This is a genomic window from Paenibacillus soyae (genome assembly GCF_024623455.1).
Lineage (GTDB): Bacteria > Bacillota > Bacilli > Paenibacillales > Paenibacillaceae > Pristimantibacillus > Pristimantibacillus soyae.
In genome coordinates this window covers 13,059-26,207 of sequence record NZ_JANIPJ010000013.1, presented here as the reverse complement: position 1 = coordinate 26,207, position 13,149 = coordinate 13,059, and the positions used below count along the sequence as shown (strand labels likewise).

Annotated in this window: 17 protein-coding genes; 5 read left to right on the top strand and 12 right to left on the bottom strand. The window is 53.5% G+C overall.

Annotated elements, in window-relative coordinates; all coding sequences use genetic code 11:
* The first annotated feature begins 30 nt into the window (after window positions 1–30).
* Together NQZ67_RS17670 and NQZ67_RS17665 are read left to right on the top strand one after the other, a co-directional pair.
* The gene (locus NQZ67_RS17670; protein ID WP_257448820.1) at window positions 31–357 is read left to right on the top strand and encodes an ArsR/SmtB family transcription factor; all 327 of its coding nucleotides are present in this window, start codon (window positions 31–33) and stop codon (window positions 355–357) included.
* Window positions 358–382: 25 nt separating this feature from the next.
* On the top strand, window positions 383–892 hold the full coding sequence (locus NQZ67_RS17665) for an SRPBCC domain-containing protein (protein ID WP_257448485.1): 510 nt from the start codon (window positions 383–385) through the stop codon (window positions 890–892).
* Between the two features lie 107 nt (window positions 893–999).
* Here NQZ67_RS17665 and NQZ67_RS17660 read toward each other — a convergent pair whose 3' ends face one another.
* The 4 genes from NQZ67_RS17660 to NQZ67_RS17645 form a co-directional block, all read right to left on the bottom strand.
* Complete coding sequence (locus tag NQZ67_RS17660) at window positions 1,000–1,461, bottom strand: heme-degrading domain-containing protein (RefSeq protein ID WP_257448483.1); 462 nt, start codon at window positions 1,459–1,461, stop codon at window positions 1,000–1,002.
* A gap of 157 nt (window positions 1,462–1,618) precedes the next feature.
* On the bottom strand, window positions 1,619–2,125 hold the full coding sequence (locus NQZ67_RS17655; protein WP_257448481.1) for a GNAT family N-acetyltransferase: 507 nt from the start codon (window positions 2,123–2,125) through the stop codon (window positions 1,619–1,621).
* Between the two features lie 99 nt (window positions 2,126–2,224).
* A complete protein-coding gene (locus NQZ67_RS30915; protein ID WP_257448479.1) occupies window positions 2,225–2,476 on the bottom strand; it encodes a hypothetical protein in 252 nt (83 codons plus the stop codon).
* A 180-nt stretch (window positions 2,477–2,656) separates the two neighbouring features.
* Window positions 2,657–2,860: a hypothetical protein gene (locus tag NQZ67_RS17645; protein ID WP_257448477.1), complete on the bottom strand. Its 204-nt coding sequence runs from the start codon at window positions 2,858–2,860 to the stop codon at window positions 2,657–2,659.
* A 108-nt stretch (window positions 2,861–2,968) separates the two neighbouring features.
* On the opposite strand from NQZ67_RS17645, the gene NQZ67_RS17640 reads away from it, so the two are divergent.
* A complete protein-coding gene (locus NQZ67_RS17640; RefSeq protein WP_257448475.1) occupies window positions 2,969–3,361 on the top strand; it encodes a MoaF-related domain-containing protein in 393 nt (130 codons plus the stop codon).
* A 92-nt stretch (window positions 3,362–3,453) separates the two neighbouring features.
* Here NQZ67_RS17640 and NQZ67_RS17635 read toward each other — a convergent pair whose 3' ends face one another.
* Window positions 3,454–4,521 carry an LLM class flavin-dependent oxidoreductase gene (locus NQZ67_RS17635; RefSeq protein WP_257448473.1) on the bottom strand — a complete coding sequence of 356 codons (1,068 nt, stop codon included), beginning with the start codon at window positions 4,519–4,521 and terminating at the stop codon, window positions 3,454–3,456.
* 82 nt (window positions 4,522–4,603) lie between these two features.
* Window positions 4,604–5,008 carry a DoxX family protein gene (locus NQZ67_RS17630; protein ID WP_257448471.1) on the bottom strand — a complete coding sequence of 135 codons (405 nt, stop codon included), beginning with the start codon at window positions 5,006–5,008 and terminating at the stop codon, window positions 4,604–4,606.
* A 301-nt stretch (window positions 5,009–5,309) separates the two neighbouring features.
* Between NQZ67_RS17630 and NQZ67_RS17625 the strand changes: the two genes are divergently transcribed.
* Window positions 5,310–5,825, top strand: a complete 516-nt coding sequence (locus NQZ67_RS17625; protein ID WP_257448469.1) for a MerR family transcriptional regulator — start codon at window positions 5,310–5,312, stop codon at window positions 5,823–5,825.
* 4 nt (window positions 5,826–5,829) lie between these two features.
* Window positions 5,830–6,744 (top strand): SRPBCC domain-containing protein, encoded by a 915-nt coding sequence (locus NQZ67_RS30380; RefSeq protein WP_306812938.1) that lies wholly within the window; start codon window positions 5,830–5,832, stop codon window positions 6,742–6,744.
* A 243-nt stretch (window positions 6,745–6,987) separates the two neighbouring features.
* Here the strand turns inward: NQZ67_RS30380 and NQZ67_RS17610 are convergent, their stop codons facing one another.
* The 6 genes from NQZ67_RS17610 to NQZ67_RS17585 are packed head-to-tail and all read right to left on the bottom strand — an operon-like array spanning window position 6,988 to window position 13,004.
* Complete coding sequence (locus NQZ67_RS17610) at window positions 6,988–7,716, bottom strand: nucleoside phosphorylase (protein ID WP_257448467.1); 729 nt, start codon at window positions 7,714–7,716, stop codon at window positions 6,988–6,990.
* A gap of 1 nt (window position 7,717) precedes the next feature.
* Window positions 7,718–8,389: a sulfite oxidase-like oxidoreductase gene (locus tag NQZ67_RS17605; RefSeq protein WP_257448465.1), complete on the bottom strand. Its 672-nt coding sequence runs from the start codon at window positions 8,387–8,389 to the stop codon at window positions 7,718–7,720.
* 51 nt (window positions 8,390–8,440) lie between these two features.
* On the bottom strand, window positions 8,441–9,364 hold the full coding sequence (locus NQZ67_RS17600) for an ABC transporter permease (protein WP_257448464.1): 924 nt from the start codon (window positions 9,362–9,364) through the stop codon (window positions 8,441–8,443).
* On the bottom strand, window positions 9,348–10,406 hold the full coding sequence (locus NQZ67_RS17595; RefSeq protein WP_371825325.1) for an ABC transporter permease: 1,059 nt from the start codon (window positions 10,404–10,406) through the stop codon (window positions 9,348–9,350). Before NQZ67_RS17595 ends, NQZ67_RS17600 begins: the two co-directional genes overlap by 17 nt.
* A 1-nt stretch (window position 10,407) precedes the next feature.
* Window positions 10,408–11,907, bottom strand: coding sequence for an ABC transporter ATP-binding protein (locus NQZ67_RS17590; RefSeq protein WP_257448462.1), 1,500 nt, complete (start codon window positions 11,905–11,907; stop codon window positions 10,408–10,410).
* A 56-nt stretch (window positions 11,908–11,963) separates the two neighbouring features.
* Window positions 11,964–13,004, bottom strand: a complete 1,041-nt coding sequence (locus NQZ67_RS17585; RefSeq protein ID WP_257448460.1) for a BMP family lipoprotein — start codon at window positions 13,002–13,004, stop codon at window positions 11,964–11,966.
* Between the last annotated feature and the right edge of the window lie 145 nt (window positions 13,005–13,149).

Sequence of the window (13,149 nt, the reverse complement as noted above, 5' to 3'; positions counted from 1 at the left end):
ACCGCTAAAACGAGGTGATCGCACCGAATGATGGACAGCACAACGTTTAGCGCTCTGGCAGAACCGAACCGATTGCGCATCGTGGATTTATTGGCGGGCGGCCCCCTATCCGTGGGCGAAATCGCGGAGCGGCTGCAGCTAAGGCAGCCCCAAGCATCGAAGCATCTGCGCGTCCTCTTGGAGGCCGGCTTGGTGGAAGTCGAAGCGGAAGCGAATCGGCGGAACTACAAGCTTCGAATCGAGCCTTTAAAAGAAATGGATGAATGGTTGGAGCGTTACCGGCGGATCTGGAACGAGCGTTACGACAACTTAGAACGATATTTGCAGCAGCTTCAGGCGAAACCCAAAGAAGAGTAAACCCAAAATTCGAGGAGGAATTACAATGACAAACCAAATGCTGAGCAAAGTAGAAGGAAACGTATTGACTCTGGAGCGCGTATTTAACGCCCCTCGCGAGCTTGTATTCCAAGCATTCTCCGAAGCGGAGCATCTGAAGCAATGGTGGGGGCCTCGCGGCTGGTCCATTCCGGTATGCAACGTCGACTTCCGCCCGGGCGGCATCTGGCATTACATGATGAAGTGCGAAGACAAGGCGCAAGGCGATTTCTACGGCATGGAGTCCTGGGGCAAAGCCATCTACAAGGCGATCGCAACGAACGAGCAAATCGACTATACCGACTACTTCTCCGATAGCGAAGGCAATGTGTCGGCGGATATGCCGTCAACGGATGTCGTCCTTCAGTTCGTGGAATTCGAGGGCAAAACAAAGCTGATCAACCAAGCGACTTACGCGTCCTCCGAAGCGCTGCAACAGGTGCTGGACATGGGCATGGAGCAAGGCATCACGGAAACTTGGGATCGTCTCGAAGAGCACCTTCAGAACGTACAATAATACCTTTACTAGCTACAAAATACAACAAACCGCCCTTTCGGCTATGCCGGAGGGCGGTTTCTTTTCTATCGCGGAAGTGGAGTCATGCGGCAGTTACTGCCTTCCTTTTACACCTTCAAATACCGCCTTAGAGAGGAGACTAACAAATCGTGGTCCTCTTGATCCGGCAGGCCGGATACGGTAATCGTGCCGATCTGCCCTTCGCCTGCCACAATAAGCGGGAAGCCTCCGCCAGCACCCACGTAATCTGTAAGAGGCAAGCCGTAGCGCTCTTCCAACGTCGTTCCTTCCTGACGAACAAGCAAGGCGACATGCCACGAGCTTTGGCCGAAATGGTTGACGACATTGTTTTTGCGGCGAATCCAGTCCTCGTTTTCCGCCGAGGTCCCCTCCATGGCATGGGCAAATAACCGTTGGCCGCGGCGATAGATTTCGACCGTAATGTTTTTCCCAAGGCTCTTCGCTTCCTCAACGATGGTTAGGCCAACCTGCAGCGCCATTTCGTTTGTGAATTGTTTGAACTGCAGCTCTTGCTCCTCTTGCTCCATTTGAGCGATTTGACTATTCATGCTCTCCCCCCTGAAAAATGTTGCGTTCGCAACTACTGCGTCCTTGCGTTACTCCCCATCGTATCACGACTTTCCGTTGGCAGGAAGCTTCTCGTTATTCGTTCGCCTGTCGCCTTGCTCAAGCGTTATCGTTTTTAACCGCTCCGTCCCCCATACTCTAACGCCATTCCCAACCCATCGCTACCTCAACCAATTCATCTGTCCCAATTTTGATATTCTTCTGACCAACCTGTTGGCCGCCTTGCGAACGATAGAATCCGAGTGACGGGTTGTCCTTTAACACCCATAGCATCATCGATGCGCAGCCATTACTTTTTAATGCCACAATAACGGACTGAAATAGTGATCGACCGATACCAACACCCTGGTACTCCTTTAAGAGGTAGATCGCATACAGCTCACCATCGTGTTTATATTCTTTATTCCGATTTTGACCGCCACAGGAAAATCCAACGATCTTATCCTCCTTGTTAACCGCGACAAATATGTTTTCATGTTCCGCTTGATGTTCAAATGTCCAAATCCAGCTCTTCTTCCTGTCCTCAAGAGAGAGTCCAGCCAGATATGACTCCGATAGAATACCCGCATAAGTCGTTTTCCAGCTATTCACGTGTACGAATGCAATGCCTTCCGCATCAGCGATGGATGCTTCTCTTACCTTCATTAGGCTGGCCTCCCATTCCTGTTACTTCGTCCTCTTCCGCGAGTTTCATGAACGAACAACGGCAGCCGATCAGTGACCGGTTGCCGTCGTAATGACTCGCTATTGATTTGTCTTTCGTTGATTCAGCTCTCTCCGAAGCCTTCCTCGAAACCCTAAATTCACGGTCGAAACCGCTTGATCCGCGATTTTCGCGTCTGCTGAGCTGCATTTCTTGCAGACTTTCAATTGTTTGCCTTCCGAGTTAGCCGCGGAATAAAGCAGCTTTATTCGGGTCGAAAGACAAATTGGACAAGTACCTCTGCCCCTAGAAGGCGTATTCCACAAACCCTTCCCGCGTTTCGTTTTAGCCATTTGAAACCCCTTTCGATATGAACCATTTATTAATGCCAATTGCTGCATAACCTTACTTAAATGATACTAATTCGCCAAATAAGTATAAAGGTAAAGAACAGTTATGGTAAAAGTATCCTGCGAGTAAAAATCAAGGAGCAGCCGCTTCAGCTTTTGCTCCTTGTTTTTGCGATTGAAACCTCACCTTCCCATAAAGGCTCTCGCAACACGCACTATTACTGTAATACCGCATGCCATGAATAAAATAAAACCCAAGTAACGAAACACTGCTTCGACATGCTCCATAATGCCGCTCCAAAAAAAGAAATGCGGTATAGGCATTAGCAGCAGAACGCATCCAACTACAAAGCCGTAGAAAAAGATTTGCGTGTTATCCTTTCTCATCCTCTAACCTCCGTTAATACTACGGGAATCATGAGCGTAATCACATTCCATGCGCTAACCCAATCATGCAAATATTGCATATAATGCTCGTGAAAGGAGGAGTACGGTATGCACGATTCCAATATTCATTTTGATCAATATCGTTATCAAATCCCTGCTTACGCTGGAAAGACCTATAGATACGATTATGTGGATGGCAATGTCTTTATCATTCATTTCTTCGACGCCACTCATCGACATGACGAAGGGATTGCCGGACAGCATAAAGGCTTTAAAGGCTATTATCGATTTAATTACGTGGAGATCGCCCCTTGTATTTACTTCATGTATTGGTTGGAGGAGGTCTACTCCGTAAGCCAAATTATGGATCTAAATAGGATGCTTGTCTATACTCACTATACCCATGATAAAGACGGCGATCGAAAAAGCTTTTTCCATTCTGGTACCATAACCGAACTATGTACAGCTTCACATCATCATTCCCACGCATCACTTTATTGAACGATCATCCCCCTTAACGAGCAAAGGAGCAGCTGCCGCGGCGGCAAACTGCTCCTTGATGAATAATCTCGTTAACTGTTTCGATGGGCCCTTTATTTACTTGTTTCTCTTCGAACTATAGGGGCGATTTCTGTGGCTAATAACTCGATGCCATCGGCAATTTTTTGAAACGGCAATCCGCCAATGTCAATTTGCGCAAGGAAACGCTTATGCCCAAACAGCTCATATTGACGCAGGATTTTCTCCACGATCTGTTGCGGACTGCCCACGAACAATGCCGTATCCGGGCTTGCCATTTGTTCAAAATCAGTTCGGTCCATCCGAAATGCCATTCCGCGCTGACGATTAACATAAGACCAATAATTCAGATAATAAGGGAAATATTCGTCCTTAGCCTGCTGTGTGGTTTTAGCGATGTACCCATGTCCCGTTATTCCTATATTGAGCTTCTCCGTATCATGACCGGCTTGTATGCCGGCCTCGCGGTAAGCTTCAACCAACGGCATAAATCTCGTCGGGTCGCCGCCAAGCATCGCAATGGCCATTCCGACGCCTAGTCTGCCGGCTCGGGCTGCGCTTTGCACGGTGCCCCCAACGCCAACCCAGATTGGCAGCTGTTTTTGGACAGGTCTAGGCGCAATCTCCGCATTCATTAGCGGAGAGCGAAAGCGACCTTCCCACGTTACTTTTTCCGACTCGTTAAGCTTTAGGAATAGCTCTAGATTTTCAGCAAAAAGAGCATCGTAATCCTTTGTGTCGTAGCCGAAAAGGGGAAAAGATTCCACAAATGCCCCACGACCTGCGATGATTTCCGCACGTCCATCCGAAATGAGATCCAATGTTGAAATATCCTCGAAAAGTCGAACGGGATCTACGGTACTTAATACGGTTGTGGCGCTTGTTAATTTGATTTTCTCCGTAATCTGGGCGATGGCTGCAAGAACTACAGGCGGAGCTGATGTCGCGTAGTCCAACCGGTGGTGTTCCCCAACGCCAAATATGTCTAATCCCGCTTCATCGGCAAGCTTGGCCGCTGCGATGATTTCCTTCGTTCTTTGCTGAGCACCTATTATTTTCCCGGTGTGTGGATCGGGAACGATATCCGCAAGCGTATAGAGACCAATCTCTATGCCTTTCGTTGTATGATGCACCTCTTCCATAGAAACCTATCCTCCGTTACATAATGACTTGATTCAGCTGCGATACTTGGATAGATTCGATCCTTTGCCATGGTCATTATCCCTATTCTGCTTTGCGCTTGTTCCTAATAAGACAATCGATCGAGAGCCTCGACTCAGCAATAACCAGATGCAATAAAATCAAGATATAGGCGAGATCCAATTCATAACCGGCCATTTGGCCATTTCCGAGAAGCCCAACGGATAGCTTCGCCTTCACAATTGCGCCAATAAGGATAACAATAAGCAAACCTGCTGCATAGCGAGTAAATAATCCCAAAATCAACATGATGCCACCGAGAAGCTCTACATACGCAACGACATAAGCCAAGAAACCAGGTATACCTATTGAGCTAAACCATGCTTCTACATTGTTTAGTCCCATTTGAAATTTATCTATGCCATGAAACACAAATAGGATACCCAGCACCACTCGCATAATGATGGAAACAACAGCTGTCTTTGTCATCGTCTCTCCCCTTTAAAATATTAGTTATAGAAATAAAAATTCTGTATATGCAATTTAACTCAATTCACATGGATCTGTCAACACAAAAATTCATAATATGAAATTAAGTTTTGTATTACTTATATTTTGAGTTGTGATCAGTCCAAAAGCCCACGATCAAGTCAGCCAGACCGATTGTGGGCTTTTTCCTATATTCTTTTATTTTTAAAAAAATGTAATCAAATAGCTTGCACCTTACGTAACGTAAGGTTTTATAATGAGGCTACAGACATTCGAGCTAGCGATAGAACGGAGATGATCAATGAAACGATATTGGAAAGTTGGGGATCTGGCCAAGCTGACGGGGCTGACGGTTCGCACGTTACGCTTCTACGACCAGATTGGGCTGCTCACGCCGACGGCGGCCACGGAATCGGGACACCGGCTCTACGGCGATGAGGATTTATCGCGACTCTATCGAATTGTATCGCTGAAGGAGTTGGGCCTGTCGCTCGACGAAGTGAAGGCGGCGCTGACGGGCCGCGGAATTGACCCGCTCGAGGTCGTCGGCATGCAAATCGAGCGAGTGCAAGAGCAATTACGGCGGCAACAGAAGCTGCTGGATCAACTGAGGCACGTGTCTAAGCTGATGAAAGGAAAGAAGCAGGTGTCGGTAGACGATTTCACAACGCTGTTGCAAGCGATGAAGAACGACTATGAAAAGCCGATCCTGAATCGTCAACAAAGCTGGGAGCAACGTTTTGGCCTGCTGGGAATGTTCTTAGCGGGCGCGGATGAAAAAACAAACCACAAAAAAGAAGAAAACGAGGAGGATTAATATCATGAAAGCAAAATTTGTAAACCATGGAACATTCGTCATTGAAAAAACATATCCGGCATCCAGGGAGCAGGTGTACGAAGCAATGGCTGACGCCGAAGCCAAAGCACGTTGGTTCACGAAACCGGAAGTGTTCGAATTTCGGGTAGGCGGACGGGAATTCAGCAGCGGCGAAACACCGGACGGCGGCTTGTTCACGTTCGACGCCACTTATCAAGAGATCGTTCCGCTCGAGCGGATTGTTTACACCTACGTGATGGACTTTAACGGCGTGCGATTCTCGGTGTCCATTACGACGATTGAGCTTACAGACGCGGATGGCGGCACGAAGCTGACCTTCACGGAGCAAGGAACCTTCTTCGATGGGCTCGATGCGGTGGAGAATCGGGAGCACGGATCGAGGGAGCTGCTAGAGCTGCTGGGCAATTCGCTTGCTCCGAGCAGTGAAGCGGCTGTGGCAGATGAAAAAGATGAAGATTTGACACCTGGCGAGTTAGAATTTGTCCATATGCAATTGTATGATTTTCCAAGGGAAGAGGTTTACCGGGCGTGGGCGCAGCCGGAGCTTCTGACGCAGTGGTGGGGGCCGAACGGCTTCACGAGCACGTTCCGCGAATTCGATTTCCGCGAAGGCGGCTTCTGGCGCTTCACCTTCCACGGACCGAACGGCGCGGAATATCCGAACGAAAACAGGTTTATCGAGATCGAGCCGGGGAAGCGTATCGTACTTGAACATCAAGGCGCTCCCGAGTTCCGGTTGACGGCGACATTTACCGATATCGCTGGTCGGACTCGTGTGATCCGTCAACAGTTCAATGACGAGAAAATATTCGAGCAAGTCAAATCATTTTGCCCTGACGCCAACGAGCAGAACCTGGATCGTCTTCAGGCTGTGCTGGATGGACAGCGTGTAAAGTAACGCTGTGAAAGAATGCCGCTTAAACAGCATCGGCCTAAGAACGTTGGAGCGTTCTTAGGCCGATTTTATAAATGTACAAAGAAAATAAAGTATTAAGTTCCCCATAAAAGCTCTCACAACACGAACGATTAGGGTAAACCCGTATGCCACAAAATCTATTCCAATATGTAAATCTAAATAACTCAACTTTCGCAGCAGCAAACGCGAAGTATGCAAACGCTGTCCGCTCAAAGAAGTCTGCTATTAAGATGGATCTGCCAGCTTCGCGATAGCTTCTAGCGCCGCGTTTATCTCGCGCTCGACGGCACCCGCCACCACGTTCGTATGCGGGTCGTACTCCGCCGCCAGATCGGCATCCGCGTATCCGTCGAGGGCAACAATCGCGCCGGCCCGCGCGCCGCGGAGCGCGGCCACGACATACAATGCGGCGATTTCCATCTCGACCGCCAGCACGCCAGCTTGCTTGTATTGCTTGTGCGGCACCTCGACGACGCCGGAGAAGAAGACGTCAAGCGTAACCGTAATCCCCTTCTTGACGATGCCTTCGGTCGCGCGCGCCGATTCGTACAACGCTTCCACGATTTCGCTGTCCGCCACGGCGGGGAACCCGTCAGGCACAAGCTGCTTCGTCAGCCCGTCGGCCCGGACGGCCGCCGTGCTTACGATCAGGCTTCCTGCCGGATGATCGGCCGAGTAGGAGCCGGCGGTGCCGACGCGGATCAGCGTCTTCACGCCGCCTTTGATCAGCTCCTCGAAGCATACCGCCGCCCCCGGCGAGCCGACTCCGTGGCTGACCACGGCGAGCTTCACGCCCTTGTATTCGCCGACGAACGTCCGATACTCCCTAGCGTAGGCCAACTCCTTCGCGCCGTCCAGCTTCCTTGCGATAACTTCCGCTCTTCTCGGATCGCCGCATACGATCGCGAACGCCGGCAATTCCTCCGAGTGAACCTCCAGAATCGGGAGATACATGTTAATCAAACTCCTTCTTCAGCCATTCGTCCTCCGGCATAATGAACTCCTCGCTGGAGAAGCGTTCTTCCTTGAACGGGTCGGCATAATTGTGGAAGCCGTTCCGCTCCCAGAACCCCGGCCGGTCTTCCTTCATGAACTCGATGCCGCGAATCCACTTGGCGCTTTTCCAGAAATAGAGATGGGGAACGATCAGGCGCAGCGGCCAGCCGTGTTTGTCCGTCAGCGGCTCTCCGTCATACGAATGCGCCAGAATAACGTCTTCCCGGAGCAGATCCTCCAGGGGAAGATTCGTCTCGTAATCTTCGTCCGCATGAATCATGACGTAGCGGGCTTCCGGCTTCGCTCCGAGCAGCGGCAGCAGGTCGGCGAACTTAACGCCTTCCCACTCCGTATCGAGCTTCGTCCAACGCGTCACGCAGTGGATGTCCCGCAGGATCTTGGTCTGCGGCAGCTTCGAGAGCTCCTCGAACGTGAACGACCGTTCCCGTTCCACTTCCCCGAACACACGCAGCGACCAGGTAGAGAGTTCGTACTCCGGCACGTCGCCTTCGTGCAGGATGGGGAACCGTTCCGTCACCGTCTGGCCCGGCGGCACGCGATGGGCGATTTCCGCCGGCACCGCGGGCAGCTTGGGGGATACCTTCTTCAGTCTTTCCGCTTTGTTATGCATCTTCTGTCTCTCACTCCTCGGGATCGTCTGGTTCGAAGTCATGGTCTTCCGTTAGCGCGAGCTTCCGCTCGATTTGCGCGCTTCTTGCATATAGCCTTTGTCCTTAAAGAATAGCATAGCCAGAATCGTCACGACATACGGCACCATGAGCGTAAAATGGGTCGGCATCGCGAAGCCTTGCAGCCGGATGCTCAGCGATTCCATGAAGCCGAAGAGCAGGCTCGCGCCGGCGACGCCAAGCGGGTTCGATTGCCCCAGCATCGTGGCGACAAGCGCGATGAATCCGCGCCCCGCCGTCATGCCTTCCGTGAACATCGTCACGTTGCCAAGCGACAGCTGCGCGCCGGCCAGCCCGCAGAGCACGCCGCAGAGCAGCACGGCGCCGTACTGGATCCGCGTCACCTTGATGCCCAGACTTCGCGCGGCTGTCGGGTTCTCTCCTGCCGCTAGCAAGCGGAAGCCGGACACCGTCCGGAACAAATAATAATGAAGCGCGGCAACGATCAGGATCGAAGCGTATACGAGCACCGAATGCCCGGACAACACGCCGCCTAGCCAAGGGATGTCCTCGATGACGGGGATGTTCAGCTTCGGCAGGCCTACCATGTTTTTGTCGTAATAAGCGCCCTTCACGTCGAAGATCGCCCGCAGGGAGAACGTGGTCAGACCGAGCGCCAGGAAATTAAGCGCGATGCCGACGACGATCACGTTCGCTTGCAGTTGGATACTCATAAAGGCGAACAATAGCGAGAACGCGAGCGTGCAGCCGATCGCGAACAGCAAGGACAAGGCAATGCTGCCCGTCAAATAATTGCCGACGATCGCCGAGAAAGCCCCGATCAGCATGAGGCCCTCCAGACCGACGTTAAACAGGCCGACTCGCGCGCAGATCGCGCCGCCGAGCGCGGCGAGCAGAATCGGCGTCAGCATGCGAAGCGCCGAAGCGAACAACGAAACGTCAAACAGCTGGTCCATTTTTCGCCCCCGCTTTCTTCCGCTTAATGAATGAATAAGTCAGCTTCGCCGACACGAACAGAATAAGCACCGACTGGATGATGCTGGATACTTCGAGCGGCACGTCGGTGTTTCGTTCCATGCCCATTCCGCCCGTCTGCAGCGCAGCGATCAGAATCGCGGCGACCGCGGTGCCGATCGGATTGGAGCCCGCGAGCAGCGTCGCCATGATGCCCGACCACGCGTAGCCCGGCGAAGTCAGCGCGCCGTCCAGGTAACGGTATTGCGTGCCAAGCACTTCGACGGAGCCGGCAAGGCCCGCAAGCCCGCCGCTGACGAACATGCTGAGGAACATCAGCTTGCCGCGCTGCACGCCGCCGTAGCTCGCGAACAGCGGGTTGCCGCCGAGCATGCGGATTTCGTAGCCTTTGACCGTGTGCTTCATGAATAGATAGAGTAGAATCGTCCCTAGCATGGCAAGCAAGAAGCCCGCATGCAGGCTGTACCCCTGGAACAGCTTCGGCAGCCAAGCCGACTTGTCGAGCATGACCGTCTGCGCCATGGCGGCAGAGCCCGTCGTATCCTTAAGCGGATAAGTGACGATATATCCGGCGAAATAAGTCGCGATGTAATTGAGCAGCAGCGTCGTGATCAGCAGATTCATCCGGTACTTGGCATCCAGCCAGCCGGCGAAAGCCGACCATATGCCCCCCGCGAGCATGCCTGCCACAATCGCTCCGATCAGCTTCAGCCAGCCCGGGCCCGGCAGGTGGATCGCGGTGATGGCCGCACTTAACGCCCCGAGAACCATCTGGCCCTCCGAGCCCATATTGAAGAACCCGGCGCGGAACGCGAGCGCCACGCCCAGACCGATCAAGATGATCGGCGTCGCGCGGGCGAGCGTATTGGTGATGAAATAAAAATTGCCGAATGCGCCCTTCCACATCTCCGCGTACGTCTCCGTCACGGAGCCGCCCACGATCAAGATCGCGACCGCGCCGACCGCGAGACCCGCCGCCAGCGCGAGAAGCGGCTGCAGAAGCGGCTTGATCCAATTACCCAGCTTATCCAACTGCCTTACCTCCCGCCATCAGCAGACTGATCTTCTCTTCCGTGGCCTCCTCCGCCGTCAGCTCTCCTGCGATCCGGCCCTCGAACATGACCAGAATGCGGTCGGAAAGCTTGAGCACCTCAGTTAGCTCGGAGGACACTAGCAAAATAGCGCCTTGCCGGTCCCGCTTGCTCAGCAGCTCGGCATGAATAATCTCCATCGCGCCGACATCGACGCCCCGCGTAGGCTCCGCCGCGATCAGGAACGGCGACTGCTGCGCGAGCTCGCGTGCGACGATCAGCTTCTGCAGATTGCCTCCGGACAGATGCTGCGCTTTCGTATCCAGCGATCCCGTCTTGACCCCGAACCGCTCCACCCATTCCGCGACCATCGATCGCGCTTTGCCTCTTCGCAGGATGCCGTTCTTCGACAGCCTGCCGGTATGGCCCATTATGCCGTTCTCCGTTACGTCCGCTTCCTTGGAGACGCCCCACAAGTAACGGTCCTCCGGTATATGCGCGAGCCCGGCGCCCCGTATTCGCTGCACGGAAGCGCCCGTGACATCTTGCCCCGACAGCTCAACCGTGCCTTCGTCCGGCTGCAGCAATCCAGCCAGCACCTGCAGAAGCTCCGATTGACCGTTGCCCGAGATGCCTGCAATGCCTACGATCTCGCCTGCTTTCACGTTGAGGCTGACGCCGTCCAGCAGCGGCTTCGTCTTCGAGCCTCGCACGGTCAACCCTTTTGCTTCCAGCACCTTTTCACCCAATGCCGCAGCCGATCGGCCCAATTGCACAAGCTCGCGACCCACCATCATCCGCGACAGCTGCTCTTCGCCCGTATCCGACGCGTTCACCGTGCCCGTGACTTCGCCGTCGCGCAGCACCGTGATCCGGTCGGCGACCTCCATGATCTCACCGAGCTTGTGGCTAATCAGAATGAAGCTTTTCCCTTGGCGCGCGAGCTCCTTGATCGCCGCGAGCAGCTCCTTCACTTCAATCGGAGTCAAGACGCCCGTCGGTTCGTCCAAAATGATGATTTCCGCTCCTTGATAAAGCACCTTCAATATTTCCACGCGTTGTTGAACGCCAAGCGAGCATTCCCCTACCCGCTTCCATGGATCGACCGGCATGCCGAACCGCTTGGCAAGGCGCGTCGTTTCCTCGGCAGCCGCTTTGCGGTCGAAGCCGATCGCACGGGATGGCTCCCGGCCGATCACGATGTTCTCGGCTACCGTGAAGGAGGGGAACAGCATGAAATGCTGATGCACCATGCCGATTCCGTGCCGGATCGCGTCCGTCGGACTGCCGAAGCTAACCGGCTTGCCGCCTAGCTTGATCTCGCCCGACGTCTGACTCTCCATGCCGTACAGAATACGCATAAGCGTCGTTTTGCCAGCGCCGTTCTCGCCGACGAGCGCATGAATTTCGCCTTTTCGAAGATTAAACGAGACGTTCCGGTTCGCGGTTACGTTCCCGTAGCTTTTCGTAATGCCTTCCATTTGCAGCAGCATAGCAGTCGCTCCTTTCAACAAGCAAACCGGCTGCTAATAGCAGCCGGCATCGTAAACTATTGAGCTAGCGGATTCACGACTTCGATTTTGCCGGACTTGATGTCTTCGGCGATCTCTTTCACCTTGTCGACCGTTTCTTGGCCGATGAACGGGCTCAGCGGGGACTTGCTCTCTCTCGTTACGAACGTCAGGCCTACGCCGTCTTCCTTCAGGCCGTAATCGGCAGCGCCGAATTCGAACGTCCCGCCCATGAAAGCTTTAACCGTCTCGTACGCTACCGCGTCCGTTCCTTTCAGCTGGGACAAGACGATATGCTCCGGATCCAGCTCCGTGCGGTCGACGTCTTGGCCGGAAGCGTAGAACCCAAGCTCCTTCGCCGCTTCGAACACGCCGAGATCGCCTACCGCAGCCATGCCCGCGATGAAGTCCGCGCCTTTGGAGTGCTGCAGCACGGCAAGCTCCTTGCCTTTCGCCGAATCCTCGAAGTTGCCGACGTAGTTCACGAAAAACTCCGCGTTCTCATTCGTGTATTTCAGGCCTTGCTCGAAGCCTTTCGTGTACTTGCTCAGCAGCGGAGCATCGATCGCGACGACCGCGCCTACTTTGTTTGTCTTGGTCGATAAGCCGGCAGCCGCCCCCAGCAGGAACGCCGCTTCATGCTCGCGGAATACGACGCTGCGCACGTTCGGCTGGTCTACGACCGTGTCGATGATCGCGAAGGACTTGTCCGGATTTTCGGGAGCTACTTTGTTCAGCGCGTCTTCCGCCTGGAACGTAGCCGTAATGATCAGATCATAGTTCTCGGCAACCGTAGAACGCAGGTTTTGCTCGAAGGCGGCCGGGTCGGTCGACTCGATCGTTTTCACTTCCGCGCCAAACTCCTCGCCTGCGCGCTTGAAGCCCTCATCCATCAGAGCGAAGAAAGGGTTAACGCCAATTTGTTCGGGCAGCACGAGCGCGATTCTCTTCTTAACCGCGTCGTCCCCGCCGCCGTTCGCGGCGCCTTCGTTGCCTGCATTGTTACTGTTGCTGCCGCAAGCGGCGATGACGCTGATCGCCAGTACGAGCGTCAGCAGTAGAGCAAAATGTTTTTTCATAATCGTTTCTCCTCCTGTTTTCACTTATTGGCAGCAAAAATGCGAATCCCGTACGAATCACGTGTCCGTTGTCGGAATCCGCATTTATTTCGTAGTTATTCGACATCATTCAACTCTTTCTACATCATAGCATATCCGGCGCAAT